Annotated in this window: 25 protein-coding genes; 11 read left to right on the top strand and 14 right to left on the bottom strand. The window is 66.6% G+C overall.

Going from position 1 to position 25,516, the window contains the following annotated elements; translation table 11 throughout:
- Positions 1-8 precede the first annotated feature (8 nt).
- The 5 genes from LPH33_RS22465 to LPH33_RS22445 all read right to left on the bottom strand — a co-directional run bounded on the left by LPH33_RS22465 (position 9) and on the right by LPH33_RS22445 (position 3,634).
- The gene (locus tag LPH33_RS22465) at positions 9-413 is read right to left on the bottom strand and encodes a RidA family protein (RefSeq protein ID WP_060650101.1); all 405 of its coding nucleotides are present in this window, start codon (positions 411-413) and stop codon (positions 9-11) included.
- A 158-nt stretch (positions 414-571) separates the two neighbouring features.
- Positions 572-1,312, bottom strand: coding sequence for a GntR family transcriptional regulator (locus tag LPH33_RS22460; protein WP_229566150.1), 741 nt, complete (start codon positions 1,310-1,312; stop codon positions 572-574).
- 263 nt (positions 1,313-1,575) lie between these two features.
- Positions 1,576-2,085: an acyl-CoA thioesterase gene (locus tag LPH33_RS22455; protein ID WP_088898681.1), complete on the bottom strand. Its 510-nt coding sequence runs from the start codon at positions 2,083-2,085 to the stop codon at positions 1,576-1,578.
- A 63-nt stretch (positions 2,086-2,148) separates the two neighbouring features.
- A complete protein-coding gene (locus LPH33_RS22450) occupies positions 2,149-2,628 on the bottom strand; it encodes a MarR family winged helix-turn-helix transcriptional regulator (protein ID WP_229566149.1) in 480 nt (159 codons plus the stop codon).
- Between the two features lie 43 nt (positions 2,629-2,671).
- Positions 2,672-3,634 (bottom strand): DNA-3-methyladenine glycosylase family protein, encoded by a 963-nt coding sequence (locus LPH33_RS22445; RefSeq protein WP_420714462.1) that lies wholly within the window; start codon positions 3,632-3,634, stop codon positions 2,672-2,674.
- A 125-nt stretch (positions 3,635-3,759) separates the two neighbouring features.
- Here LPH33_RS22445 and LPH33_RS22440 point away from each other — a divergent pair, with 125 nt between their 5' ends.
- On the top strand, positions 3,760-4,278 hold the full coding sequence (locus LPH33_RS22440; RefSeq protein WP_033098456.1) for a ribonuclease H family protein: 519 nt from the start codon (positions 3,760-3,762) through the stop codon (positions 4,276-4,278).
- 12 nt (positions 4,279-4,290) lie between these two features.
- Here LPH33_RS22440 and LPH33_RS22435 read toward each other — a convergent pair whose 3' ends face one another.
- From LPH33_RS22435 to LPH33_RS22420, 4 genes are all read right to left on the bottom strand, one after another.
- Entirely contained in the window at positions 4,291-5,049 is a 759-nt protein-coding gene (locus LPH33_RS22435) for an ABC transporter ATP-binding protein (RefSeq protein ID WP_060650105.1), read from the bottom strand.
- Positions 5,046-6,056: an iron chelate uptake ABC transporter family permease subunit gene (locus tag LPH33_RS22430; protein ID WP_229566148.1), complete on the bottom strand. Its 1,011-nt coding sequence runs from the start codon at positions 6,054-6,056 to the stop codon at positions 5,046-5,048. Before LPH33_RS22430 ends, LPH33_RS22435 begins: the two co-directional genes overlap by 4 nt.
- The gene (locus LPH33_RS22425) at positions 6,043-7,011 is read right to left on the bottom strand and encodes an ABC transporter permease (protein ID WP_060650106.1); all 969 of its coding nucleotides are present in this window, start codon (positions 7,009-7,011) and stop codon (positions 6,043-6,045) included. Before LPH33_RS22425 ends, LPH33_RS22430 begins: the two co-directional genes overlap by 14 nt.
- Before the next feature lie 100 nt (positions 7,012-7,111).
- Complete coding sequence (locus LPH33_RS22420) at positions 7,112-8,095, bottom strand: siderophore ABC transporter substrate-binding protein (protein ID WP_060650107.1); 984 nt, start codon at positions 8,093-8,095, stop codon at positions 7,112-7,114.
- Between the two features lie 191 nt (positions 8,096-8,286).
- On the opposite strand from LPH33_RS22420, the gene LPH33_RS22415 reads away from it, so the two are divergent.
- A complete protein-coding gene (locus tag LPH33_RS22415) occupies positions 8,287-9,165 on the top strand; it encodes an amidohydrolase family protein (RefSeq protein ID WP_229566147.1) in 879 nt (292 codons plus the stop codon).
- A gap of 16 nt (positions 9,166-9,181) precedes the next feature.
- On the opposite strand, the gene LPH33_RS22410 is transcribed toward LPH33_RS22415, so the two are convergent.
- A complete protein-coding gene (locus tag LPH33_RS22410; RefSeq protein ID WP_229566145.1) occupies positions 9,182-10,846 on the bottom strand; it encodes a class I adenylate-forming enzyme family protein in 1,665 nt (554 codons plus the stop codon).
- Between the two features lie 275 nt (positions 10,847-11,121).
- On the opposite strand from LPH33_RS22410, the gene LPH33_RS22405 reads away from it, so the two are divergent.
- The 5 genes from LPH33_RS22405 (at position 11,122) to LPH33_RS22385 (ending at position 16,654) form a co-directional block, all read left to right on the top strand.
- Positions 11,122-12,519, top strand: coding sequence for an ABC transporter substrate-binding protein (locus LPH33_RS22405; protein WP_172414989.1), 1,398 nt, complete (start codon positions 11,122-11,124; stop codon positions 12,517-12,519).
- A 65-nt stretch (positions 12,520-12,584) separates the two neighbouring features.
- The gene (locus LPH33_RS22400) at positions 12,585-14,855 is read left to right on the top strand and encodes an ABC transporter permease (RefSeq protein ID WP_229566144.1); all 2,271 of its coding nucleotides are present in this window, start codon (positions 12,585-12,587) and stop codon (positions 14,853-14,855) included.
- On the top strand, positions 14,848-15,591 hold the full coding sequence (locus tag LPH33_RS22395; protein ID WP_106201124.1) for an ABC transporter ATP-binding protein: 744 nt from the start codon (positions 14,848-14,850) through the stop codon (positions 15,589-15,591). The genes LPH33_RS22400 and LPH33_RS22395 overlap by 8 nt, the downstream gene beginning before the upstream one ends.
- Positions 15,588-16,292 (top strand): ABC transporter ATP-binding protein, encoded by a 705-nt coding sequence (locus tag LPH33_RS22390; RefSeq protein WP_088898685.1) that lies wholly within the window; start codon positions 15,588-15,590, stop codon positions 16,290-16,292. Before LPH33_RS22395 ends, LPH33_RS22390 begins: the two co-directional genes overlap by 4 nt.
- The gene (locus LPH33_RS22385) at positions 16,289-16,654 is read left to right on the top strand and encodes a hypothetical protein (protein ID WP_081314308.1); all 366 of its coding nucleotides are present in this window, start codon (positions 16,289-16,291) and stop codon (positions 16,652-16,654) included. The genes LPH33_RS22390 and LPH33_RS22385 overlap by 4 nt, the downstream gene beginning before the upstream one ends.
- 75 nt (positions 16,655-16,729) lie before the next feature.
- On the opposite strand, the gene LPH33_RS22380 is transcribed toward LPH33_RS22385, so the two are convergent.
- The gene (locus LPH33_RS22380) at positions 16,730-18,040 is read right to left on the bottom strand and encodes a bifunctional o-acetylhomoserine/o-acetylserine sulfhydrylase (RefSeq protein WP_229566143.1); all 1,311 of its coding nucleotides are present in this window, start codon (positions 18,038-18,040) and stop codon (positions 16,730-16,732) included.
- A 377-nt stretch (positions 18,041-18,417) separates the two neighbouring features.
- Here LPH33_RS22380 and LPH33_RS22375 point away from each other — a divergent pair, with 377 nt between their 5' ends.
- Complete coding sequence (locus LPH33_RS22375; RefSeq protein ID WP_229566142.1) at positions 18,418-19,257, top strand: IclR family transcriptional regulator; 840 nt, start codon at positions 18,418-18,420, stop codon at positions 19,255-19,257.
- A gap of 107 nt (positions 19,258-19,364) precedes the next feature.
- Here the strand turns inward: LPH33_RS22375 and LPH33_RS22370 are convergent, their stop codons facing one another.
- Entirely contained in the window at positions 19,365-20,297 is a 933-nt protein-coding gene (locus LPH33_RS22370) for an AurF N-oxygenase family protein (protein ID WP_060650114.1), read from the bottom strand.
- Between the two features lie 119 nt (positions 20,298-20,416).
- Positions 20,417-21,895: an MFS transporter gene (locus LPH33_RS22365; RefSeq protein ID WP_420714502.1), complete on the bottom strand. Its 1,479-nt coding sequence runs from the start codon at positions 21,893-21,895 to the stop codon at positions 20,417-20,419.
- A gap of 232 nt (positions 21,896-22,127) precedes the next feature.
- Between LPH33_RS22365 and LPH33_RS22360 the strand changes: the two genes are divergently transcribed.
- Positions 22,128-22,721, top strand: a complete 594-nt coding sequence (locus LPH33_RS22360) for a TetR/AcrR family transcriptional regulator (RefSeq protein WP_229568465.1) — start codon at positions 22,128-22,130, stop codon at positions 22,719-22,721.
- Here LPH33_RS22360 and LPH33_RS22355 read toward each other — a convergent pair.
- Complete coding sequence (locus LPH33_RS22355) at positions 22,718-23,809, bottom strand: adenylate/guanylate cyclase domain-containing protein (protein ID WP_060650780.1); 1,092 nt, start codon at positions 23,807-23,809, stop codon at positions 22,718-22,720. The two genes, LPH33_RS22360 and LPH33_RS22355, sit on opposite strands and share 4 nt — an antisense overlap.
- Positions 23,810-23,949: 140 nt before the next feature.
- Here LPH33_RS22355 and LPH33_RS22350 point away from each other — a divergent pair, with 140 nt between their 5' ends.
- Together LPH33_RS22350 and LPH33_RS22345 are read left to right on the top strand one after the other, a co-directional pair.
- A complete protein-coding gene (locus LPH33_RS22350; RefSeq protein WP_229566140.1) occupies positions 23,950-24,801 on the top strand; it encodes a DUF6319 family protein in 852 nt (283 codons plus the stop codon).
- Positions 24,802-24,849: 48 nt separating this feature from the next.
- Positions 24,850-25,512 (top strand): hypothetical protein, encoded by a 663-nt coding sequence (locus LPH33_RS22345; RefSeq protein ID WP_060650115.1) that lies wholly within the window; start codon positions 24,850-24,852, stop codon positions 25,510-25,512.
- Positions 25,513-25,516 lie beyond the last annotated feature (4 nt).

Raw genomic sequence — 25,516 nt, 5'->3', positions numbered from 1 at the left:
AATTGGAGTCAGGGGATGCGACGAAATGCGACGGCATCGAACTCGACCTGGGTTCGGCCGCGGAAACGCGAGACCTCCACGGTGGTGCGAGCAGGTGCCCCGTGCACGGTCACGATCGAGGCGTACACCTCGTTGAGCGCGGGGAGCTGTTCGATGTCCTTCACGTAGCCGTTGATCTTGAGGACGGTGGACCAGTCGGCGCCGGCTTCTCGTAGAAATGCTCCCAAGTTGTGCAGTGCGGTGCGTACCTGGGTGCGGAAATCGTCCGAGACGGTGCCGTCCTGCTCGGTGGGGAGGGCGCCGCTGGTCCACACCAGGTTTCCGAGTGCGACTGCAGGCGAGTAGGGCGCGCTCGCTGCGATGGATGGCACACGGATCAGTTCACGTTCGGCTACGAGAGAGGGGCGGGTCATGGGAAGGCCTCCAAGCGGCGGGGAGTTCGCGGTGTGATGCGAACCACCGTAAATGTGATCACATATCGAAGTCAAGAGTTGAGATCTGAGATTTGTGATCACATCAGGGGCGAACAGGCTTGAGCCGGAGATCGAGCACCGGCATCAGCGCCGGGGGATCACTGCTGCGGATCGTCGAGCAGCGCGTGAAGTGCTGCCTTCGCTTCCGTGTATGAGCGGCGCACCATTTCCGCAGCCTGATCTGCATCTTTGGCGCGCACCGCGGCGATCAGATCTGGTTTGTAGTGCCAGATATGGACCTCACCGCGACGTGCCACATCACTGGCCCACAGCACTTTGTACGGCCGGCACTTGTCCCAGAGGCCGTGCACGATGTCGCGCAGGACCTCATTCCCCCCAGCTGCGTAGAGGGTGTCGAGAAGTTCTTCATCGATCTGCACGGATCGGAGCACATCGCCGGCCCGGGCAGCGTCCTCCAAGGCGAGCCAATGTTCCTGCATCCGATCGCACACGCCCTCACCTGCAGCGGCGGCGCCGAGGCGGGCGCACTCGCTCTCCAACAGAATCCGCACGTCGTAGGCCTGCTCGAGTTCGCTCACATCGAGACCCCGCACGCGGGCTCCCTTGTACGGCTCGTGAATGGCCAAACCGGCTTCGACCAGACGCCGTACCGCTTCTCGCACGGGCATGACGCTCGTCCCCACCATCGCTGCGATGTCACGGATTCGAAGACGATAGTCGGGCGGCAGCTGACCATTGACGATCCAGCCGCGCAAAGTATCGAACACTTGATCAGCCAGGGGAGCGGCAACGACCGTCGAGGCAGGATGGATAGTAGCCGGCGAATGCGATGAGACGTCATTCGTCGGTGAAAGCGCGCTATCCCCTGATTCGGACACGATGAGAGAGTACCTGTGCCCTTCTCCATGGCCTCATCACAAGTACCTCGGAAGAGCTCGCCCTGAGGTCCGGCGGATGCCACCGAAGCCGCATCGATGCTCTCTCGTCCTCGACGCTCACCGAGCACAGGCCTGGTGGCGAGTGGGCAGCACTTCGAAATCCTTCGATCTCGTTGCGGTACAAAATGATCCCGCTCATAGTCGCGACATTTTCCAAGGCTGTATCGCGATCAGCGAGAATGCGTCGTTCGCAAGGTCCTAACTCACCACGGCCGGCTGGTGGTGAGGAACTTCGCCATCTCCTGGCTCTGCGCGCGGTGCATGCGGCGGTGCTCCGCTCGCTCGTCACCGGACTCGTTGAGCTTGCGCTCCTCGTCGGACTCGGGCAGCACCGGCGGCACCTGCATGGGGCGACCACCGTCGTCGACCGCGACGAAGGTGAGGAAGGCGGTGGCGGCGATGCGTCGCTCACCGCTGCGCAGATCCTCGGCGGTGACCTTGACGAAGACCTCCATCGAGCTGCGTCCGGTCCAGGTCACGAACGACTCGAGGCACACCGAATCGGACGGGCGAACGGGTTCGAGGAAGGCCACGGAGTCGGTCGACGCCGTCACAACCGACGCGCGACTGTGACGTGTCGCCGAGATCGACGCGGTCATGTCGATGTCGCTCATCAGCTTCCCGCCGAACAACGTGTTGTGGTCGTTGACGTCGTTGGGAAACACCCTGCTGGTCTTGACGACTCGTGATTCTCGGCAAGGTTTGGCCTGCACGCCGAAGGTCCTTTCGTAGATCGTGCTCGCGGCGGGATCTCCGCCGGATGCACCTCTACAAGCCTACGACTGCTGCGCGGAAATCGGCGCAGGCCTGGTGTGATACTCGACAATCCTGGTCAGCATCGCGGTGAGCTGTGCGCGTTCGGCTGCGTCGAGGGGAGCGAACGCCTCGTCCTGCGCCGCGGTGAGCATCCGGTCGAGATCGAACAGTCGTCGGCGCCCGCGCTGGGGGAGGGTGATGATGTTGCGTCGCCGATCGGTGGGGTCGGCGGCGCGTACGACGAAACGACGGTCGACGAGTGCGTCGACGACGGCGGCGACGTCGCTGCGATCGAGGCCGCAGCGACGGGCGAGGTCGATCTGACTGGACGGACCGTATTCCTCGAGGGCGGCCAGGATCCGGTAGTGGTGACCGCGGGCATCGGCGGAGTCGAGGCGATCGAACACGACGCGATGCACGTGTCGCGCCGCCTGGGTCATCAGATAGCTCGGGAGGTGTCCGAGCCGATCGGGGCCGGCCGCGTCGTGGGTGGCGGACATGTGACCGAGTCTACGAGGACGGGCGCGCCGGATCGAGACCCCGTCACCGCCGACGATGGTCGGTGATCGGGGTGCGAGGCCCGCGCTTCGGAACCCGCGCGTACCCACCGGACTCCACGATCAATCGAACGGCCCGATAACGTTGCGGGCGTAGCGGTTCGAGATATTCGATCATGCCGGGGTCGTCGAGGGGACGGCCGAGCAGTGCCCATCCGACGACCTTCGCGAGGTGGTAGTCGCCGACGGAGAGCGCATCGGTGTCGCCGAACGCGCGCTGGGCGACCTCCGCGGCCGTCCACACGCCCACCCCCGGCACGACCCGCAACTTCCGCCGGGCGTCGGCGGCCGGTTCATGCACGAGGCGCTCGAGGGAGTCGGCGACCTGCGCGCACCGCACCACAGTGCGTGCGCGGCCGGGGTCGACGTTCGCCCGATGGAACTCCCAGGACGGCACGGTCCGCCAGGTCGCCGCGGAGGGCGGCACGCGCATGCCCTCCGGGGCCGGACCGGGCGCCGAATCGCCGAACCACGTGACGAGACGACGCCAGGACGCGAACGCCGCCACCCCGTGCACCCGCTGTTCCAGGATGGCCGGCACCAGGGATTCGAGCACCCGGCCCGTGCGGGTGATGCGCAGGGCAGGCATGCGTCGGTGCGCATCGACGAGCAGGGGATGCTCGGGTACGAAGCCGGACGGGTCGTCGTCGGCGCCGAGCAGCGCCGGAAGCCGATCGACCAACTCGGATGCGCCCGGACCCCACGCCAGACACCGCGCGCCGTGCGGACCGTCCTGGGTGAGTCGGTACGTCACGGCACCGGTGTTCATCCGGGAGGTACGCCAGACGGCGCCGGCGACGACGCGATGACACGGATCCCACGGCCCGCGCTGCAGCGGGCGCAGGGTGCGCACCACGTCGACCGGCCACGGCACGCGCACGCGGGTGTCGAGGGGTGCTTCGTCCGCCACGCTCGCGATGCGACGGCCTCGCTCGTCGGACACGGTCACCGTCCTACCGTACTCTGTGCGCTGGAGCCGACTTTCGCGACTCTGTGCGCTGGAGCCGACTTTCGCGACTCTGTGCGCTCGAGCCGACTTTCGTGGTGTCGGAGGGTGCGGCTATGGTCGGGCGCATGATCATCGTGAGCACCGACGGATCCTGCCTTCGCAATCCCGGTGGCGCCATCGGGTGGGCGTGGGTCAATCACGAGGGGCCCAGCGCGTCGGGCGGTGAGCGTTCGGGCACGAATCAGATCGCCGAGCTCCGGGCGGTGCTCGAGGCACTGCGCGCGCATCCCGGCGCCGAGCCGATGATCATCGAATCCGATTCGCAGTACGCGATCAAGTGCGCCTCCGAATGGCTGCCCGGATGGAAGCGCAAGGGTTGGAAGACGGCCACCGGCGCGCCGGTGAAGAACCTCGAACTCGTGCGCGCCATCGACCGCGAGCTCACCGACCGCACCGGTCCGGTGCGGTTCCGCTGGGTGCGCGGCCACGTCGGCAACCACTTCAACGAGATGGCCGACACGCTCGCCGGCCAGGCCGCCCGCGAGATCGCGGCGCAGCCCGGCCCGATCGAGGTGCCGAGCACGCCCGTGGTCGCGCACAAGCCGCCGAAGTGCGCCGACGACGCCGAATTGACCTTGTTCTGAGCGAAGTTCCGCTCAGCGCGCGTAGACCGCGGTGGGTTGCCCGTTGATCGCGTGGACGGTCACGGGGGTATCGAACACGTCGGTGAGGATCTCGTCCCGCATGATCTCGTCGGACGTTCCGCTGGTGACGATCAGGCCGTCGCGCAACGCGATGATGTGATCGGAGTACGCGGCGGCGATGTTCACGTCGTGGATGACGAGCACGATCGTCTTGCCCAGTTCGTCCGCCGCCCGCCGCAGCTGACGCATCATCAGCACGGCGTGCTTCATGTCGAGGTTGTTGAGCGGCTCGTCGAGCAGCACGTACTTGGTGTCCTGTGCCAGCACCATCGCCACGAAGGTGCGCTGCCGTTGGCCGCCGGAGAGTTGGTCGAGGAAGCGGTCTGCGAGGTCGGTGAGGTTGAGGAACTCCATCGCCTCGTCGACGTGTCGTACATCCTCCGCGGTGAGCCGGCCCTGGCAGTGCGGGAACCGGCCGAAGCCGACGAGTTCGCGGACCGTCAGGCGCGCGGTGATGTGGTTCTCCTGCCGCAGGATCGAGAGGTGCTTGGCCAGTTCCTGGGTCTTCGTGGAATGCACGTCGAGTCCGCCCACAGTGACGGTGCCCGTGGTGGGCTCGAGCAGACGGCCGATGATCGTCATGAGCGTCGACTTGCCGGCACCGTTCGGTCCGATCAGCGAGGTGATGCCGCCCTCGCGGATCGTGCCGGAGACAGGGCCGAGGACCGGCTTGTCCTGGTACGACATCGAGACATCGTGGAACTCGATCACAGCGTTCCCTTTCTCAGGAGCATGAACAGGAACAGGATGCCGCCGACGAACTCGATGATCACCGTGAGGAATCCGCCCGCGTAGAAGATGTGCTGCATGAAGAACTGGCCGAAGGCGAGGGTGATCACGCCCAGCAGGAACGCCATGGGCATCACGTACTGGTGCTTGTACGACCCAGCGATCTGATAGGCGAGGGTCGCGATGAGGAATCCGAAGAAGGTCATCGGTCCGGCCAGTGCGGTGGCGAACGCCACGAGCAGCGCGATGAGGACGAGCATCAGCGTCAGCTCGCGCTTGTAGGCGACACCGATGTTGGTCGCGGTGTCGCGGCCGAGCAGCAGCGCATCGAGACGGTGGCGACGGTGCCACAGGATCACCCCGACGACGATGCAGATGCCGAATGCGAGGGGCAGATAGTCGCCGGGTACGGACGACAGGCGGCCCATCAGCTCGACCGAGAGCATGTCGTACTCGGTGGGGGAGAGCACCCGCTGGATGAACGTCGACAGACTGTCGAAGGCCATGCCGAGCACGACGCCGACAAGCAGCATCAGGAACAGGCTGCCGAACCGGCCGGAGAACAGCCAGCGGTAGAGCAGGGTCGCCAGTACAACCATGAGCGCGGTCTGGAGGACGAGCTTGGGGATGCCCTCGGAGGTCGCGATCGCGGTGGCTCCGAAGAAGAAGATCGTCAGCGTCTGCATCAACGTGTACAGGGAGTCGAACCCGATGATGGACGGCGTCAGGATGCGGTTGTCGGTGACCGTGTGGAACACGACGGTCCCCATGCCGTGCGCGAAGGCGGCGACCAGTATGGCCCCGAGGACGGTGAGGCGGCGGGGGAAGGTGAAATCGAACGACCCACGGATGAACAGGAACAGATAACAGGCGACGGCCACAGCGGCGATCACCGCGACGATGGCCAGACGGATCCCCGGTGACAAGCGACGGCGCTCGCCCTTGTCGGTCGAGACGATCCGTGGGCGTACGGAATCAAGCACTGACATAGCGACGCTGCCTCAGAACGAGAGTGATGAAGACGACGGCACCGACGACGCCGAGGATTACGGATGCCGGAATCTCCATGGGGGCGACGATCGTGCGACCGACGAGATCACACGCGAGAAGCAGTCCGGCGCCGATGACGGCGACCCAGGGCAGGTTCTTGTGCATGTCGTCGCCGAGCATCATCGACACGAGATTCGGCACGATCAGGCCGAGGAACGGAATGAAGCCGACCACGACGGTGGTGACGCCCGTGGCGACTGCGACGAGGGTGACCCCGAGGAAGACGACCTGCTCGTATTTCAGTCCCACATTGGTGGCGAGGTCCTTACCGAGACCGGCGATGGTGAACCGGTCGGCGAGGAGATAGGCGAGGACGGCGACGGCGAGCACCGCCCACAGCGGTTCGTAGAAGCCGCGCACCACGCTGCTGAAGCCACCCGAGCGCCACGCCGACATCGACTGCAGCAGGTCGAAGTTGCCGGCGAGGAAAGTGGTGATCGAGCCGACCACGGCACCGAGCATGATGCCGACGAGCGGCACGATGATCGACGACTTCAGTGCGATCCGGCGTAGGACGACGATGAACACCATCGTTCCGGCGAACGCGAAGATCACCGAGATCACCATCTTGACCATCGGTGACGCGTCGGGAACGACGATCAAGGTGGCCAGCAGGCCGAGACCGGCCCACTGTGCGGTGCCCGCGGTGGTCGGTTCGACGAACTTGTTCTGGGTGATCAACTGCATGATCACGCCCGAGATGCTCATCGCGACGGCCGCGAAGATCAGGGCGAGGGTTCGCGGCACGCGGGAGATGAAGAACATCTCGCGGGCCGCAGGGTCGTGGATCAGCGACTCGAGGGTGATGTCGTAGCCGCCGACCATCAGGGACGCCACGGTCAGTGCCAGAACGACCACCGAGATCACCGGCAGCAGCACTTTGTTCTTCGTCATAGGGGCTCGGATCCGGAGAAGGTGCGCTTACACACGCAGCCTGCCCCGGCCCGTGATCCGGGTCGGGGCAGGCTGTTGTGGAGCGTCGAACAACAGGGACTTACTGTGCCGACTGGTTCGCAGCGTCGAACGCGTCGGCGATCTGCTGGAACGCTTCGGTGTAGGACTCGATGCCCTCACGCTTGTAGAAGTCGCCGTCCAGGTAGATGATCTGGTCCTTCGTGGCGAAGGTGGTGCCCGCGAAAGCTTCCTGCGCGTCGATGACGGCGGCAGCCGGCTGCGGGGCCTCCTCGCCCGGCACGGCGGTGGCGGCGTCGCGGTCCAGGACGATCATCCAGTCGGGGTTCGCCTGCGCGATGGTCTCGGGAGCGAGACCGGAATCGCCGTGGACATCGCCGGCGTCACCGGCGAAGACGTCCTTCAGGTTCACGCCCTCCAGCAGACGGCCGATGCGGCCGGCACCGTTGTCGATCTTGCCGCCGGAGACGACGGCGAGGAAGACGGTCTCACCGTTGGTGGCAGCCTCGGCAGCCTCGGTGGCCGCCTCCAGCTCGCCGACGATCGCTTCCGCTTCGGCTTCCTTGTCGAAGATCTGGCCGAGTGCGTGGGTCTGGTCCTTCAGCCCCTGGATGTATCCGCCCTCGGACTCGTCGAGAGCGGAGACGTCGACGACCGGAGCGATCTTCGACAGTTCGCCGGTGAACTCGGTGAAGCGCGACCCGCCGATGATGAGGTCCGGCTCGGCCTCGCTGACGAGCTCGAGCTTCGGCTCGCGGTGCGTACCGATGTCGAGGATGGACTCGTCCTCACGCCACTCGTCGAAGCCCGTGTTGGGGAGGAGGGTCTTCGGCAGCGCGACGGGCGTGATGCCCCAATCGCGCAGCATCTCGAACGACTTGTTGTCGAGGGCCACCACACGCTGGGGGTCCGTAGGAACTTCCATCTCACCGTTGTTGGTCTCGATGGTGACGGTCGCGCCGTTCTCGGCGTCGGCGCTGTCGATACCGCTGTCACCGCAGGCGGTCAGGACGAGCGCCCCGGCGAGGGCCGGTGCGAGGAGCAGGCGCTTGAGATTCAGTTTCACGGGTGACTCCGAGGAAGGGTCGGACGGCGTGCTGACATGTGCCAAGACGCTCGCGGATCGGTAATTCAAGTTTCACATAGTATTGGTAAGGCAAACCTTTGTCCTGCTGGGGGTATGTGACAACGATCTCCCGGAGCGGATATCAACTACTCACGTCACCCCTGCTGAGGGTCGCCGGATAGGGTCGCGGCATGAACGAAGTCGAGTCGGTCGCACGCTTTCGGAGCACCCACGGTCTCGATCACCTGATCGACGTCCACACGCACTTCATGCCCCGCCAGGTCATGGACAAGGTCTGGGCGTACTTCGACTCCGCAGGTCCGCTCGTCGGACGGCCCTGGCCGATCACCTACCGGCACGACGAGGAGGAACGCGTCGCGCGTCTCCGCGACTTCGGGGTACGCCGGTTCACCGCCATGCTGTACCCGCACAAGCCGGAGATGGCGGCGTGGCTCAACTCGTGGGCCGCCGACTTCGCGGCCCGGACCCCCGACTGCCTCCACACCGCCACCTTCTACCCGGAGGCCGAGGCGAAGGAGTACGTCGCGTCGGCGATCGAGGCGGGCGCGCGCGTGTTCAAATCCCACATCCAGGTCGGCGATTACTCGCCGCTCGATCCGCTCCTCGACGACGTGTGGGGCCTGCTCGAGGACTCGGGCGTGCCCATCGTCGTGCACTGCGGGTCGGGCCCGGCGCCCGGCACGTACACCGGTCCGGCTCCGATGCAGGAACTCATGCGCCGGTACCCGCAGCTGACGGTGATCGTCGCGCACATGGGTCTGCCCGAGTACCGCGAGTTCCTCGACCTCGCGGAACAGTACGAGCGGGTGTATCTCGACACGACGATGGCGTTCACCGATTTCGTCGAGGAGGACACACCCTTCCCGAGGGATCAGCTGCCGCGTCTCGACGCGCTGCGTCGGAAGATCCTGCTCGGCACGGATTTTCCGAACATTCCGTACGACTATCTGCACCAGCTCGAGGTGCTCGAACGCGTCGCGCCCGACAGCGAGTGGATCCGCGCGGTGTGCCGCGAGAATGCCACGTCGCTGTTCGGGCTGGACGGGTGACCGGTGTGCTCGCCGATCAGACGGTGATCGAGCGTCGGATGATCTTGCCGGTCGCGTTGCGGGGGAGTAGATCCCGCGTGATCCGCCAAACTGTGGGCACCTTGTAGTAGGCCAGTCGCTCGGCGCAGAAGGCTCGCAACTCGTCCTCGGTGATCGCGCTGCCGGGTCGCAGCACGACGACGGCCGCGACCTCCTGCCCCAGATCCTCGTGGTCCACGCCGATCACGGCGCTCTCGACGACGTCGGGGTGCTCGTCGAGGCGCTGTTCGATCTCCGTGGGATAGACGTTCTCGCCGCCGCGCAGGATGAGATCGGATCGCCGGCCCGCGAGCCGCAGGCGGCCGTTCTCGAGCGTTCCGTAGTCGCCGGTACGTAGCCATCCGTCCGAGGTGACAGCCGCGTCCGTCGCAGCCGGGTCCTCCCAGTACCCGAGCATCACATAGGGACTGCGGACGCAGATCTCGCCCTCGGTGCCGTCGGGAACCCGCTCACCGAACGGGTCGCGGATCTCCATGCTCACCGTGATGATGGGGGAGCCGAGCGTGCCCGGGAACGCCTCGATCTCCGGGGCCGTCGCCATGGCGATCGCAGTGCTGCACTCGGTCAGTCCGTAGCTGTCCACCAGGGCCTGCTGCGCAAAGGGGAACTTCGCCTGCAGACGCTTCTTGAACTCAAGGGAGGACGGTGCCGAGGCCAGCGCGAACGCGGTGAGCGAGCTGAGGTCGTACTTGTCGGTGTTCTCGTGCTCGAGCATGCGCGACGCCATCGTCGGCACCGCGCCCCAGTTGGTGACCCTCTCACGCTCGATGAGCGCGAAGACCTTGTCGACGTCGAACCCGCCTTCCGTCAGAACGGCGGCGCTTCCCGTCGCGAGGCGTGGCACCGCCAGGTTGTGCAGGCTTGCGATGTGGAACAACGGCGAGGACAGGAGGTACCGGTTGTCGTTGGGCACCGAGTCGTCGTAGGAGCGCCGCTGCATCGCGGCCACCAGAGCATCGGAGTACCGGTGGTAGTCGACGACGGCGAGCACGTTGCGGTGGGAGTGCAACGCCCCCTTGGGACGTCCACTGGTGCCGCTCGTGAACAGGATGACCGCGGGATCGTCCTCCTCCACGTCGGCCGACGGCAGTTCGGTGCCGGACGCGGCGGCCACGATCCGAGGCACGTCGTGTTCGGTGGTGAGCAGTTCGAAGCCGGAGACCTCTGCTCCGGCCAGCAGATCGGCGCGCTTGGCGTCGGCGACGATCACCTTGGGTCGCACCATGTTCACGCCGTAGGCGATTTCGGACGGCGTCCACCAGGAGTTCAGCCCCACGGCGATTGCGCCCAGGCATTGGGCGGCCCAGAAGGTGATGATCCATTCGGGTGAGTTGGCCGCAAGGATCGCGACCCGGTCGCCCTTCTCCACGCCGTGCTCGTCGCGCAGGGCGGTCGCCAGGGCAGCTACAGCGTCGGCGTGCTCGGTGAACGACAGGCGGCGATCGGCCGTCACGAGGTAGTCGCGGTCGCCCCATTTCCGGGACGCGGCGACGAGGTCGCCGATGCGCCGGTCGCGGTTGCGCATGACCTGCATCCGGTTTCCGCGCACGTCCTCTTCGACGATTTCGAAGCGGCCACCGGGGCCGGTGAGCTGGGAAACGACCTGCTGAAGCATCTGCTGCAGATCGGCTTGTGCTGTCAAGGATTCGCCTTTCTCGGCCCGCACGTTCGTCATCGCGCAGCGCGTACACGGAAGGATCGGAGAACTGTTGCTGGTGACGTGGAGCATCCCACCCTAAACCCTGTGTCGACTGTCACAAATCGGTCCCGGTGAGTGGGAGTGGCGCAGGTCTCACTCGGCCGGGTGGCTACCTTCGCGACACCCGGCCCACCGTCCGGCGCCCCCCGGATCGCGCTTCGGCCCGGACCGAGACCAAGGAGTCCATCGTCGTGAAACTCAGTGCTGCCTCGAAATCGATGGCGGGTCTGTTCGCCATCGTAGTGGCGACGTCCGCTTGTGCGTCGGATCGCGGCGCCGACTCGTCGGCGGGCGCCCTCGCTCCGGCGGCAGCCGCCGGAACTGGAGCGTCCCTGTCGGTCGAGGAGTCGTTCGGAACCCTTTCGTCTCCATGCGGGCCGGGCGAAGCGGCAGGAAGTACCGACCAAGGAGTGTCCGATTCCGAGATCCGGATCGGTTACGGCGACGACCGGGGCTATTCGAAGAGCCCCGGACTCAACAAGGAGATCGGTGACGCCGTCTCCGCCATGATCGATTGGTGCAACGCCCAGGGTGGCATCAACGGCCGCACGATCGTCGGTACCCACTACGACGCTGCGATGACGCAGGCCAACGCCGTCATGCAGAATGCATGTGCGAGCGAGTTCATGATGGTCGGTCACGGCTTCGCCATGGACCAGACCTCGGAGCAGACCCGGGTCGCGTGCAACCTCGCCGCTGTCCCCGCCTTCACCGTGTCCCCCGACGCGGCCAACGGCCCGATGACCTACCAGGGCGTCCCGTTCCCGGTCGACTATGCGAACGGTTCGCAGTGGTTCCAGATCGCCGAGATGTACCCGGACCTGCTCGGCGAGTTCGACGTCATCGACAGCACGATGCCCACGATCATCTCGGCCAGCACCAAGATCCGGTCCGTCGCCGAGGCAGCCGGTTTCACGCTGAAGAACTGCGGTGTCACGCTCAACTACGAGGGCGAGTCGAGTTACGCGCCCTTCGCCGAGAAGTTCAAGCAGTGCGGCGTCAAGGGCCTGTGGACCTCCCGTTCTCCGGTGCCGGCCGAATTCAACTTCGTGAAGGCGCTCGACCAGGCCGGCATCGACCCGATCCTGCTCGGTGAGGCCACCTGGTACGGCAATGCCGCTCAGGCATGGAACGGTGAGAACGGTCTGCTCGACAACCTCCACGCCGGCATGACCTTCCAGATGATCGAGAACGCCGATGCTGTGCCGGCCGTGAAGAAGTACGTCGAGCTCGTCACCGAGCAGGACGGCAAGACCGCGCTGCTCGGCATGCAGGCCACTTCTTCGTTCCTGTTGTGGGCTACCGCTGCGGACGCCTGCGGATCGGACCTGTCCCGGCAGTGCGTCATCGACGAATTGTCCAGGATCCACGAGTGGGACGGCGGTGGTCTGCACGCGGTCACCGACCCCGGGAACAACATGCCCGCGACCTGCGGGCTCGTCGTGAAACTCGAAGGCGCCGAATACACCCAGGCGTTCCCCGCGGAGGCGGGCACCTTCGAGTGCGACGACCGCTATCGCGTCGCGACCGATCCGAGTACGTGGGGCACCGAACTCGGACCCGACCGCATCGCGACGAAATATCTGAACCCCAACGTCATCAGACCGACCGTCTGATCCGAGCGCCCGGTGCCGGCGAGGCGTGACACGCGCTCGCCGGCACCCCGACCAGAGGTACTCGTATGGACACCTTTCTGACCTTCACGATCGTGGGGTTGGTGCTCGGATCGGTTTACGCGATCGCTGCATCGGGCCTCGTTCTCACCTACAACACGTCCGGCATCTTCAACTTCGCGCACGGCGCGCAGGCGATGCTCGGTGCGTTCGCCTACTGGCAACTGCGTTACGGCTGGGGCCTGCCCACGCCCATCGCGCTGCTTCTCGTGCTGGGCGTCCTCGGCCCGATGATGGGCCTGCTGCTCTACGTCGTGATCATGCGCGGGATGCGTGACACCGCCGAGGTCACCAAGATCGTCGTCACGGTGTCGATCCTGCTCGGCATGGTCTCGGTGTCGCACTGGTTCTGGCATCCCGAGACTGCACGCACCATGACGATGTTCTTCGGCGACCAGGCGAGGATCGAGCTCTTCGGTGTCACCATCCGCTACCACGAACTGATCTGCCTCGCCGCCGCGGTACTCATCGCCGTCGGACTACGAATCATGTTCGTGCGCACCCGCGTCGGAGTGGCGATGCGAGGTGTGGTCGACGATCCCGATCTGCTGCGCCTGAACGGGCACGACCCCGACCGGCTCGCCGCACTGTCCTGGATGATGGGCTCGACTCTCGCGGTCCTGGCGGGTGTTCTCGTGACACCGATCAACGGTGGCACCCTCGAAGCGAACATGCTGACCTTGCTCGTCATCGACGCGTTCGCGGCGGCGATGTTCGGCCGGCTGCGCAGCATTCCGCGTACCTTCGCCGGTGCGCTGTTCCTCGGCCTGGCAGCCACATACGTGCTCGCCTACTTCCCGACCGCGTGGACGTGGACGTCGAATCTGCGGGTGTCCCTGCCGATGATCGCGCTGTTCGTGGTTCTCGTCGTACTGCCGCAGGATCGGTTGCGCGGTGCCGTCACCCGTACCCGGGAGCGCTACCACGTGCCGTCGGTGCGCAAGGCGATCGCCTGGGCGGTCGCGCTCGTCGTCATCGTCTATGCCATCCGCCTGCTCATGGTGACGTCGGCGGTCACGACCCTCACGATCGGCATGACCTTCGCGATCATCGCGTTGTCGCTGACCCTGCTGACCGGATACGCGGGCGAGATGAACCTCGCGCCGGTATCCTTCGGTGCCATCGCGACGATCGTGGCGTTCCACTTCGGTATCTCCGGGAGCGGACTGGCCGCCCACCTGAACCTGTGGGGCGTGGCGCTCGGCGTCGCCGTCACGGCCGTGATCGGCGGGCTCATCGCGCTGCCGGCCCTGCGGTTGCGCGGCCTCTATCTCGCCCTGGCCACGATGGCGTTCGGTGTGTTCCTGTCGAACATGGTGCTGCGCGACACCACCCAGCACGAGCTGTTCGGCATCAGGTTCTCGCTGTTCACCGACGGCAACATCGCGATCCCGCCCTTGAAAGTCGGCCCACTCGACCTGCGGAACGAGACGACCTTCCTCATGACGGTGACCGTGATCTTCGCCGTTCTCGGCGTGGGCATCATCGCCCTGCGCAACAGCGGCTACGGCCGCCGGCTCGCCGCGATGAAGGACAGCCCCGCCGCGGCGGCGATGCTCGGCCAGAGCCTGGTGCGTCTCAAGCTCGGCGTCTTCACCCTGTCGGCGGGCATCGCCGGCCTGGGCGGACTGTTCATGTCGAGCGCGATGGGCTCGGTGTCGAACGAAAGCTTCTCGATCATGGTGAGCCTGTCGCTGCTGATGCTCACCGTCGTGGCCGGTATCGGTTACGTCTCGGGTGCACTGTTCGGTGGCCTGCTGTCAGGTGTCGGTTTCGCCGTCATCATGGTGTCGTTCTCGAACCTCGCAGCGGGACAACCGGAACTGGCCGGCATGTGGACATTCCTCGGGCACGTCGCCGCGGTGAGTCCGGCCTTGATCGGTATCGGGGTTGCGGCCAACCCGAGCGGCAGCGTCCATCAGATGGTCGAGGGCTACCGACGGCTGAAGAACGCGAAACCGGTGCTCGCCGGGGGAGCCGTGGTGGTCCTCGTGTCGTACCTGCTCGCGCTCGTCGGCGTGCTCGACAATTGGTGGTTCGCATCGATCACCATCGCCACGGTGTTCATGCTCCCGGTCATGGGGCAGTGGCTGATGCCCGAAGCGGTGCTCGGAGCGGAGGAAGCACAACGTCGCGCGCCGCTGGTTCCCGAGCGGGTCGGAATCGACGAGCCCTACACCGAGCAGGCGCGGGACGAGATCGATCGCGAGCTCGGCATCGACGAACTTCTGGCCGCACGTGCCACCGGATCGGAGAAGGAACTGATTCCTCATGGTTGAGGCACCCATTCTGGAAACGCGCGGTATCACAGTCCGATTCGGCGGTCACGTCGCGGTCAAGGACGTGAGCATCGGAATCGAACCGGGAACGGTGACGGGCCTGATCGGACCCAACGGGGCCGGGAAGACGACGCTGTTCAACACGATCACCGGCCTGCAACGGCCGACGGCCGGCACGGTCTTCCTCGACGGTCGTGACATCACCTCACTGCCGCCCTACAAACGGGCCCGCAGGGGCATGGCCCGCACGTTCCAGCGTCTCGAATTGTTCGTGTCGCTGTCCGTGCGCGACAACCTCCGAGTGGCGGGAGACATCCACAACGCCAACGAGCACAACAAGATCGACGTGGACGAGGAGGTCGACAGGCTCCTCGAACTGACCGGACTGGCCGACATCGCGAGCACCGACGTCTCCGACGTACCCACCGGACGTGCCCGCGTCGTGGAGGTCGCCCGCGCGTTGATGACCTCTCCGCGCGTGCTGCTGCTCGACGAGCCCGCGTCCGGGCAGACCGAGCAGGAAACCGAGGCCTTCGCCGCGCTGCTCGGCGACCTGGCGAAGGACGGCCTCGCGATCTGCCTCGTCGAACACGACATTCCGCTCGTGATGAAGATCTGCTCGCGGATCCACGTGCTCGACTACGGTGCGGTGCTGGCAAGCGGTGTTCCGGACGAGATCAAGAACGATCCGGCAGTGATCAACGCCTACATCGGCACCGAGGAGGAAGCGGTATGAGCGTCGAACCGTTGCTCGAACTGTCGGGTGTCCGGGCCGGATACGGCGCGATCGAGGTGCTGCGCAGCGTGGACCTCGTACTCGAACCGGGCGCGGTGGTCGCCCTGCTCGGGCCGAACGGCGGAGGTAAGACGACGACCCTGCGCGTGTGCTCGGGGATCCACCCGATCTCGTCGGGTGAGTTCCGGTTGGCCGGCCGGGTCGTCAACGGTGTGTCCGCAGCGGAACTCGCGCGTCTGGGGGTGTGCTCGATTCCCGAGGGGCGCGGCATCTTCCCCAACCTCACCGTGCGAGAGAACCTGTGGATCGGAACCGGCACCGGTGTTTCGCTCGCAGACCTCGAAGAGGTGGCGTACACGCGATTCCCGGTTCTCGGTGAGCGCCGGTCGCAGCTGGCCGGTTCGATGTCCGGCGGCGAACAGCAGATGCTTGCGCTGTCGCGGGCACTCGGTACCCATCCCACGGTGCTCCTGCTCGACGAACTGTCGATGGGCCTGGCACCGCGCATCGTCTCCCAGATCTACGAGATCGTCGGCGAGCTCGCCGCCGAGGGTGTGTCGATCCTCGTAGCCGAACAGTTCGCGCGAGCGGTGCTCCCGATCGCCACCAGCGCCGCGCTGATGTTGCAGGGCCGGGTGGTGCGCACCGGCGATCCGGCGGAGATCGAAGAAGAACTTTCCACCACCTATCTAGGAGGATGACCATGACCGCACTCGCCGACGAGCGACGTGAACAGTTCAAGAAGGACGTGGCAGCGCTGGGTCTCGACGCCCCCCGTCCGGATTCGGGAGGAAAGACCCGCATCGTCGGCCTGGCCCTGATGGTGATCGGCGCCGTCGCGGTCTTCGTCGTCTACATTGCATCGCTGACCCTCTCCGATACCCGTGACCTGCTGTCCTACCAGTTGCTCGCTCTCGGCTTCGTGGCTGTCACTCTGATCGGTGTGGCGGTCTATCTCGCCGCCGCGGTCACTCGTGTCCTGCGTCTGTGGCTGGTCAGGCAGTTGCTCGAGAGCAGCACGCAGGCCGAGCGGATCGAGCAGGCGCTCGCACGCAACGACTGATCGCACATACGCCGAACGCGGCGACGGCCCATCCCGAAAGGGGGTGGGCCGTCGCGTCTTTCGAATCCTTCGGGGTCAGCTACCCGCAGCCTCGAGTCCTGTGGTGATGTCGGCGAGGATGTCGTCGATGTTCTCGATGCCCACGGCGAGCCGCACGAGACCCGGGGTGACACCCGCGGCGATCTGCTCCTCACCGGTGAGCTGCGAGTGGGTCGTCGACGCGGGGTGGATGACCAGCGAGCGGACGTCGCCGATGTTCGCGACGTGGCTGTGCAGGGTCAGCGCGTTGACGAAGCGCTTGCCGGCGTCGATGCCGCCGGAGAGCTCGAACACCACGATCGCACCGGCGCCGCGCGGGGTGAGCTGCTGGGCGCGGTCGTACCACGGTGAGGACTTCAGGCCGGCGTAGGCGACGGAGGTGACCTCCGGGCGTCCCTCGAGGAACTCGGCGACCTTCTGGGCGTTCTCCACGTGCCGCTCGATGCGCAAGCTCAGAGTCTCGAGACCCTGCGAGATGAGGAAGGCGTTGAACGGGGAGACCGCTGCGCCCATGTCGCGCAGCAGCTGCACGCGTGCCTTGAGTGCGTAGGCCGGAGCGCCGAGGTCGGCGAAGACGACACCGTGGTAGCTCGGGTCGGGGGTCGTGAAACCGGCGTGGCGGCCCTGCGTCCAGTCGAACGTGCCGCCGTCGACGATGACACCGGCGATGGCCGTGCCGTGGCCGCCGAGGTACTTGGTGGCCGAGTGCACGACGATGTCGGCACCGTGCTCGAGCGGGCGGAGCAGGTAGGGGGTGGCGACCGTGTTGTCGACGATCAGCGGCAGCCCGTTCTCGTGGGCCACACCCGAGATGCCGGGCAGGTCGAGGATGTGGTTCTTCGGGTTGGCGATCGTCTCGCCGAAGAACGCGCGGGTGTTGTCGCGGACGGCCTCGCGCCACTGGTCGAGGTTGTCGGGATCCTCGACGAAGGTGACCTCGATGCCGAGCTTGGGCAGCGTGTAGTGGAACAGGTTGTAGGTGCCGCCGTAGAGATACGGACTCGACACGATGTGGTCGCCGGCCTGCGCCAGGTTGAGGATCGAGAAGGTCTCGGCGGCCTGGCCGGACGCGAGCAGGAGGGCGGCGACGCCGCCTTCGAGGGCGGCGATGCGCTGCTCGACCGCGTCCTGCGTCGGGTTCATGATGCGGGTGTAGATGTTGCCCGGCTCGGCGAGACCGAACAGCGCTGCGGCGTGATCGGTGCTGTCGAAGGTGTAGCTGGTGGTCTGGTAGATGGGCAGTGCCCGGGCCTTCGTGTCGCCGCCGGCGGGCTGGCCCACGTGGATCTGCTTGGTCTCGAAGCTCCAGTTCGCGCTGGGATCGGTGGCTTCAGGGGTGTCGCTCATGGCTCTGCTCCGGATTCGGGATGTGTTCTGATCGTCGACGTGCTGACCTTCGGGCCCCACACACGACATCACCGTACGACGGTGTGGAGGGGGCAGGAACGGGTGCGGCGGTCAGCGGGCCCGGCACCCGCGGATACACGAAATTTGGGCACGACGGTGCGGCGACCGGCTCGCGCGCTCGTACGTCTTGCTCACGGTCCCGACAATAACCTGTCCGCACGATTCCGACCAGACTCATAGGAATTTACTCTCGCCGGGAAACTGACTCCGGAGTACCTACAGTCTGTGTGTACCCCTTCCGGTGTGACCGCTGTTACTGCTAACGTTCTGGAACAGATTCCAGTTTCGTGAGGCGCGCAGGGTCGTGGCCAGGACTTATGGAGGTGCAGTTGACCGCCGTCGACTCCGCGCTCGAGCCCGTGGGAACCTCGTCGAAACGAGAACTTCCACCATCGATGGTCGATCGGATGACCCTCATCTTGGAGGCCTTCGACAGCCGCGGCGCACTCACTCTCGAAGAGGTCACCTGTCGCTCCGGGTTGCCCCGCTCGACCGTCCACCGCATCCTCGACCACCTCGTGCGTCGCGACTGGATCGAGCACGCATCCTTCGGCTACTGCCTCGGCCCGCGTGCCCTCGGCCTCGGTGGCAGCGACACGGGCCACCGCCGCATCCGGGAGGCCGCAGCACCGCATCTCCACGACCTGGCGATGCAGACCGGCGCCGTCGTCCACTTGACGGTCCTCGAGGGCAACGAGGTGCTCTACCTCGACAAGGTCGGTGGGCAGCTCGCGTCGAGCGTGCCGTCGCGGGTCGGCGGGCGGTTCCCCGCCTACGCCACCGCGGCCGGCAAGTCGATCCTCGCGTGGCTCGAGCCCGAACGCATCGACGCGCTGTACGGCAAGCAGCTCGTGCCGTGCACCGAGCGCACCATCCGCGATCACGTCGCACTGCACCAGGAGCTCAACCGCATCCGCAAGCGTCGTGGCGTCGCGTTCGAACGTGAGGAGGCCGCGCGGGGCATCGGATGCGTGGGTGTCGCGCTCCGTGGCGTCGATGGTCCGGTTGCCGCCTTGTCGCTGGCGGCGGACGCGCGTTCGACCCGCCTGGAGTGGGTGGCGCCGATCGTCGCCGATACCGCTCGGAAGATCACGCGCACGATGTTCCCGGAGCAGGAGCGCGACGACAGCCTGCAGGCCACCGAGAAGGTGGGCTGACGCCCTTCGGCTTTCGCCACGAACGGCTGTGCGCAGTTCTCGTTCGAAATCCTTCGAGGAGATCGACGAGAACTGCGCACAGTTCGTTATGGGCCCCTGAGGCCGTGTCAGAGCAGGTGGACCTTCTTGTAGAGGATCTTCGACGGTCCGCCGATGAGGCCGACGTTGTCGAGGAAGGTCATCAGCTTCGCGCCGGACTTGCGCACACGATCGTGATAGTGCTTGTTGCCCTTCGCCTCTCGCAGAGCGCGCTCGCGGTCGAGGCCCGCGTTGGCGTAGACGTCGGGGTGGATCATGCTCTTGACGACGAAGAACACCACGAGCGCGGTGTTGAAGCGCTCGATCGCCAGGCGTGCGCGGCTCGCACCGGCGAGTCGGCGTGCGACCTCCTCGCGGGCGAAGCGGATGTGTCGGGCCTCCTCGAGGACGTGGATCTTCGACACCGCGCGCGTGACGGGCTGGACCCGCTCGTCGCGCATGAAGTCGCGCTGCATCATGTCGAGGATCTCCTCGGCCGCCATCACTGCCGCATAGGCGTTGGCGCCCTTGAAGAACCGGCCCCACAGGCGGCCGAGCTGATGGATGTAGCGGGGCGGCCCGTAGCCCGGCATGTTCAGTCGCTCGCCGGCGCGCGCGAACATTACCGAGTGGCGGCACTCGTCGGCGACCTCGGTGAGGGCGAACTGGACGTGCCGAGAATGCTTGTCGCGGTCGTAGACGTCGCGCAGGAGCATCTGCATGAGCAGGATCTCGAACCACAGGCCGACGCTCGAGACGCTCGCGGCCTCGTGCTTGGTGAGCTCGATGCGCTGTTCGTCGGTGAGTTCGTCCCACAGCGCGGTGCCGTAGAGCGTGCTCCATTCGGGGGTCATACCGAACTTGTCGTCGGGGACGGGGGCCTCCCAGTCCACTTCGACGACCGGGTCGTACGACTTGCGTGCGGACGAGGCGAGCAGTCGTCCGGCGGTTTCCTCGCGATCGGACAGTGCGACGCCGGGGATGAAGCCCTTGCTGGTCTCGCGGGTGAGCGATGCGGTCATGTCTCCACCTTTTTAGTGTGACGACTGGTAACTGTTATCCAGGTTAGCGTGATCACGCGCACAGCACAATGCCCGCGACCTGCGTCGCGGGCATCGGGAAGGGGAGAGGGCGGGAGTGGCTACGAGCGCCGGGGTGCCCAGAAGGCGGAGATCGCCGCTCCGACCAGCAGGATCGCGGCGACCGCCCATGATGCCTGTTGTAAGCCGTCGAGGAAGGCGTTCTGTGCGAGTTCGGCGAGTTGCTCGCCCTGCGGACCCGCCTGCTCGGCGACCTGTATCGCGGCGGCGAGCGAATCCTGCACGGCAGACCGGGCCGGCTCGGGGATCATCGGCGCCACAGGGTCGATGCCGTGCCCGTAGGCCGCGGCGAGGACGCTGCCCGTGATCGCGACACCGATCGCCGCACCGATCTCGCGGGTCGCGTCGTTGACCGCGGACGCCACGCCCAACTGGTCTTCGGGAGTGTTGGTGACGATCGCGTGGGTCGCGGGAGCCGTACAGATACCGACGCCGACACCCGCGATGCTCAGCGCGAATGCAACCTCGACGTAGGTGGAATCGGCGTCGAGCAGTCCCATGAGGATCAGTGCGACACCGATGAGCGCCAGGCCGGCGCTGAGCAGGATGCGGATGCCCACCCGCGTCAACAGTGCGGGCACGGCGAGCGACAGACCCATGACGACGAGGAAGATCGGCGTCAGTGCCAGGGAGGCCCGCAGCGGCGAGTAGCCCAGCACGAGTTGCAGGTACTGCACGATGAGGAAGAACAGACCGAAGCCGGCGAGATATTGGAACGACAACCCGGCCGCGCCCACGCCGAACGCGCGTTGGCGGAACAACCGCACGTCCAGCAGCGGCGCCTTCGACCGGAGTTCGACGAGCACGAATCCGGCTGCCGCTGCCAGGCCCGCGATCATCGATCCGAGCGTCACCACGTCCGCCCATCCGCGATGTGGACCCTCCATCACGCCGAGCACGAACAGGCCCACGGCGAGGACGACGAGGATGCCGCCCCCGAAGTCGAACGGCAACGGCTGCGTCGAACGCGACGACGCGATGGTGAACGAAAGGACGGCCAGCAGGATCGCGATGGCGGCGGAACCGCCGAAGATCACCCGCCACGACGCGTATTCGAGCACCAATCCCGACAGGATCATGCCGAGCACGGCACCCGATCCGGCCACACCCGCCCAGATGCCGATGACACGTGCCCGATGAGCCTCGGCGAAACCCGCGGTGATCAGCGACAACGTCGAGGGCATGACCAGCGCCGCGCCGACACCCGCGACTGCGCGCGCCCCGATGATCCACCACGGTGCATCGGCGACCAGCGGCAACAGCGACCCGGCGGCGAAGGCGATCAGGCCGACGATCATGACGCCGCGGCGACCGAGCCGATCACCCAGAGCACCGGCCGGGAGGAGCAACGCTGCCAGTGTCAGCGTGTAACCGTCGACGATCCACGTCAGCTGGGACTGCGTCGCGCCGGTGTCGACCGCGATGTCGGGCAGGGCCGTGTTGAGTGAGGCCATCGCGGCGATGACCACGGCGACGGCCGAGCACGCGACGGCGAGCAGCCGGATCTGGGCTCGCGTCATGCGAGGAGGTGCGGTGGTGGTCGCGATGCTGTCGGACACGGGAGCCTTCCGGACGGAGGGTAATGCCGGGACCAGAAACGAGACTGCCGGTATCGTAGCTGAACCGTCGGTCTCACAACATGCTTCTCTCACAGCGACTACAACTGGAAGCGTGAGCGTCGAACCCGAAGCAGAACCCCGCCGCGACGTCGAGACCCGGCCCGCCTCACCGCGCGACGAGGATCCGCGCCGCGTGCGCTCGCGCGCCCGACTGCTCGACGCGGCCACCACCCTCCTCGCGACCGGTGGTGCCGACGCTGTGACGATCGATGCGGTCACCGCCTCGGCGGGCGTCGCGCGGGCCACCCTCTACCGGCACTTCGCGAACGGAACCGAACTGGTCGCCGCGGCCTTCGCGCGGCTTCTCCCGTCGGCACCCCCGGTCCCGGAGGACGGCGATCTCCGCAGCCGCCTCGTCGAACTGCTCGCCGCACAGGCACGCATCATCGAGGAGGCGCCCATCCCGTTGACGGCGATGTGCTGGATGGGACTCGGGCCGGGCCTCGGCGAACTCCCGAAGGAACCGGGGCGCAGCGAGCGGCCCGAACTGCAGTCGCTGCGCGAGATCCTCGTCGACCGCTACCGGTCGTCGTTCGATCGTGTGCTCGCCACCTCGGAGGCCCGCCGCGAACTCGGCGACTTCGACTACGACCTGGCGCTGGTCCAGCTGCTCGGGCCGATCGTCTTCAACCGCCTCGCGACGCTCGCACCGATCGACCGACGCGCGTGCGAGCACATCGTCGACGATTTCATCGCTGCGCGCAGGGCGCGCCGGCCGGATCGTTAGAGACCCATGTCCTCGTCGCCCAGACCGTCCGCGCCCACGACGGTCTTCTCCTCCCGCGGGCGACGCAGGACGTACAGGCGCGAATGCTGGAAGTCCCGCAGCCGCAGCGTGCGCACGGTCTGGAAGCGGAACTCCTCGCAGTCGGCCAGCGCGTCGGCGAGGTTCTCGTCGACGAGGATCGTGCCCGGCCGCGCCGCGCCCGTGAGGCGGGCCGCGATGTTGACGACCGAACCGAACAGATCGCCGAAACGCGGCAACGCCTGACCCCACGCCAATCCGATCCGCAGGTCCGGATAGTCCTTCTGGGACCCGAACGAATCCTGCAGTTCGAGGGCGATGCGCGCGGCGTCGATCGGACGTTCGGCCGCGAACATCACCTCGTCGCCGACGGTCTTGATCACCCAGCCGTTGTGCCGGGCAATGACGTCGGAGACCTCCGATTCGAAGTAGTCGAGCAGTTCGCTCAACGCCGCCGCGTCGATCTGCCGGGTCAGCCGTGTGTAGCCGACCATGTCGGCGAAGCCGACGACCAGTTCGTGGAGCTCCCCGGAATCCTGCGGGCGCGCGGCGGCCCGGGCGGTCGTGGCCACCAGGTGCCGACGCCACATGTGGCTCTGCAGGCTCACCGCGAGCTCGGTCGTGCGATCGACGATGTGGTCGATCAGCGCGCGGATCTCCTCTTCCTGCGGAGGAGTTTCCGCTTCCTCGTAGGCGGAGGCCAGTTGCGTGAAGACGTGGGTGTTGAGCAGATTCAGCTGCCACTCGGTCAGCCGCGACATCGACTGTCCGATCGACCGGGCCGCGGGCACCTCGAGACGTTCGTCGATCGCGCCGCTCGCGATGATGGCCGCTGTCGCGCGCAGGGCTTCGACGTCGCCGTCCGTGAACATCACGACGTCCGGATCGGGATCGACGGTCAGACCGAGGGCCTGCCAGAGTCGACGCACACGCGCAGGTTCGAGTCCGCACAATCCGGCCACCTCGTTCAGGGTGTAGCGAAGAGGACCGCCGAGCAGCGCGCTCTCCAGCTGTGACTGGATCACGGACAGCACGTCGGTTCCTGATGGTGCCGGATCGGACGGGGTCACGCCTCCATCCTTACCGTGCCCGCGGTTCATGCGCGCGGCAGGTCGTGTCGAACACGTGTGCAGGCGTGTCGTACGGATGTGCGACAGTGACCGTCATCGAAGCACTGCCGACCCTTCGGCGAACCGAGAAAGGACGTCGCATGCCGCCCCGCAGACGCGCGGATCACCTGACGGAGGAACAACTCGGAGAGCTCGATGCCGCTCTCGCCGAGGGGCGCCGCGCGACCGTCTACCTCGTCGAGGGCATTCCGAGTCTCGGCATCGACCCCGGGACGTCGGCGCGGGTGGTGTCGATCAGCGGCAGCACCGTGATGGTGCGGCCGAAAGGCGTAGACGACGAGTTGCCGTTCGAGACCGACGAACTGCGCGCCACCCGCGAGCCGGCCGGAACCAAGCGCGCACCGGCGAAGGCCGCGCGCAGCTCCGGCGGTGCGAAGCCTGCTCCGGCGAAGGCGACCCCCGCGAAGGCTGCACCTGTGCAACCCGCGACCCCGCGGGCTGCCGTCTCCAAGCCCGCTACCTCGAAGCCCGCTACCCCGAAGCCTGCTACCCAGAACTCCGAGAGCCCAGCGGCCGCTGCGGTTCCCCGCGCCCAGGAGAAGAAGCCCGTGACCCAGACGACCTCCGCCTCGTCCGACGCTCCCGCCTCCCGGCCGCCGGCACCGGCCAAGCCGAAGGCTCCGGCCCGCAAGGCGAAGAAGGCGCCGTCGATCACCATCACCGTCACGATCGACCCGGAGAACGAGTGGACGGTGGGGGTCGCGCACGGCACCCGCAAGGTCGGCAAGCCTGCGCCGGTCGCCCCTGACGCCGTCGAACGCGCGGTCAAGGAACTCGGCGATCCCACGGCCACCGAGGCCGTCCAGTCGGTGATCGAGGAGGCCCGTCGCGCGGCCGAAGAGCGGGTCGCGCAGCTCAGCCGCGAACTCGAGGAGGCCCGTCAAGCTCTGGAAAGCTTGGGCGCAACCCGGAAATCCGGCGGAAACCTCTAGTACGCTCAGCCCGACGGCTGCCGGACGGCGCAGCGCAGGAGGGCCCCCATGTTCAGAAAACTGGTTGTTGCAATCGCGAGCGCTGTCGCGCTGGTCGGAGCAGGTTCCGGGGTGGCCGTCGCGGCGCCTCCGGTCACCCTCGGTGGCGGTTCGGGAATCACGCTCGGAGACAACGGGCAGGACATCTTCGACTGCACACTCACCACGATCGGCAACGACGCCGCCGGTCGCCTGGTGGGTCTCACCGCCGCGCACTGCGGCTCTCCCGGCATGACGGTGAAGGCCGAATACGACCTCGCCGCCGGCTCGGTGGGTCGCATCGTGTCGACCAACGAGCGGCTCGACTACGCCGTCATCGAGTTCGACCGGAGCAAGGTGGTTCCGGTCAACCGTGTCGGCGACGTGACGATCACGGGACTCGGCGCTCCCGCGGGCTTCCCGAACATCGCCTGCAAGGAAGGCCGCACCACGGGCAACACCTGCGGAATCGTCTGGGGCGACGTGTTCGGCTCGCAGGAGACGTGGACCCAGGTCTGCGTCGTCGAAGGCGACTCGGGTGCGCCGCTCGTAGTGGGCACGACGCTCGTCGCAATGGTCAATGCCTATCTGCTCGCGGCATGTATCGGTCCCGAGGTCGGAACGAACATCGACGTGATCATGGCCGACATCAACGGTCGGGGCGGGCCGGGCGCAGGTTTCCGTCCGATCTAGCAGC

Origin of the sequence: Rhodococcus sp. RDE2 (genome assembly GCF_020885655.1) — a bacterium.
In the GTDB taxonomy this organism is placed as follows: domain Bacteria; phylum Actinomycetota; class Actinomycetes; order Mycobacteriales; family Mycobacteriaceae; genus Rhodococcus; species Rhodococcus pyridinivorans.
Note: the sequence above shows the minus strand (reverse complement) of the source record. Positions and strands in the feature narration are given on the sequence as shown.

Excerpts from the sequence above, each read along its gene's own strand:
- LPH33_RS22465 (WP_060650101.1), bottom strand. The coding sequence starts at position 413 with ATGACCCGCCCCTCTCTCGTAGCCGAACGTGAACTGATCCGTGTGCCA.
- LPH33_RS22450 (WP_229566149.1), bottom strand. The coding sequence starts at position 2,628 with ATGTCCGCCACCCACGACGCGGCCGGCCCCGATCGGCTCGGACACCTC.
- LPH33_RS22440 (WP_033098456.1), top strand. The coding sequence starts at position 3,760 with ATGATCATCGTGAGCACCGACGGATCCTGCCTTCGCAATCCCGGTGGC.
- LPH33_RS22430 (WP_229566148.1), bottom strand. The coding sequence starts at position 6,056 with ATGTCAGTGCTTGATTCCGTACGCCCACGGATCGTCTCGACCGACAAG.
- LPH33_RS22425 (WP_060650106.1), bottom strand. The coding sequence starts at position 7,011 with ATGACGAAGAACAAAGTGCTGCTGCCGGTGATCTCGGTGGTCGTTCTG.
- LPH33_RS22415 (WP_229566147.1), top strand. The coding sequence starts at position 8,287 with ATGAACGAAGTCGAGTCGGTCGCACGCTTTCGGAGCACCCACGGTCTC.
- LPH33_RS22405 (WP_172414989.1), top strand. The coding sequence starts at position 11,122 with ATGGCGGGTCTGTTCGCCATCGTAGTGGCGACGTCCGCTTGTGCGTCG.
- LPH33_RS22400 (WP_229566144.1), top strand. The coding sequence starts at position 12,585 with ATGGACACCTTTCTGACCTTCACGATCGTGGGGTTGGTGCTCGGATCG.
- LPH33_RS22395 (WP_106201124.1), top strand. The coding sequence starts at position 14,848 with ATGGTTGAGGCACCCATTCTGGAAACGCGCGGTATCACAGTCCGATTC.
- LPH33_RS22390 (WP_088898685.1), top strand. The coding sequence starts at position 15,588 with ATGAGCGTCGAACCGTTGCTCGAACTGTCGGGTGTCCGGGCCGGATAC.
- LPH33_RS22385 (WP_081314308.1), top strand. The coding sequence starts at position 16,289 with ATGACCATGACCGCACTCGCCGACGAGCGACGTGAACAGTTCAAGAAG.
- LPH33_RS22380 (WP_229566143.1), bottom strand. The coding sequence starts at position 18,040 with ATGAGCGACACCCCTGAAGCCACCGATCCCAGCGCGAACTGGAGCTTC.
- LPH33_RS22375 (WP_229566142.1), top strand. The coding sequence starts at position 18,418 with ATGGAGGTGCAGTTGACCGCCGTCGACTCCGCGCTCGAGCCCGTGGGA.
- LPH33_RS22370 (WP_060650114.1), bottom strand. The coding sequence starts at position 20,297 with ATGACCGCATCGCTCACCCGCGAGACCAGCAAGGGCTTCATCCCCGGC.
- LPH33_RS22365 (WP_420714502.1), bottom strand. The coding sequence starts at position 21,895 with ATGACGCGAGCCCAGATCCGGCTGCTCGCCGTCGCGTGCTCGGCCGTC.
- LPH33_RS22350 (WP_229566140.1), top strand. The coding sequence starts at position 23,950 with ATGCCGCCCCGCAGACGCGCGGATCACCTGACGGAGGAACAACTCGGA.
- LPH33_RS22345 (WP_060650115.1), top strand. The coding sequence starts at position 24,850 with ATGTTCAGAAAACTGGTTGTTGCAATCGCGAGCGCTGTCGCGCTGGTC.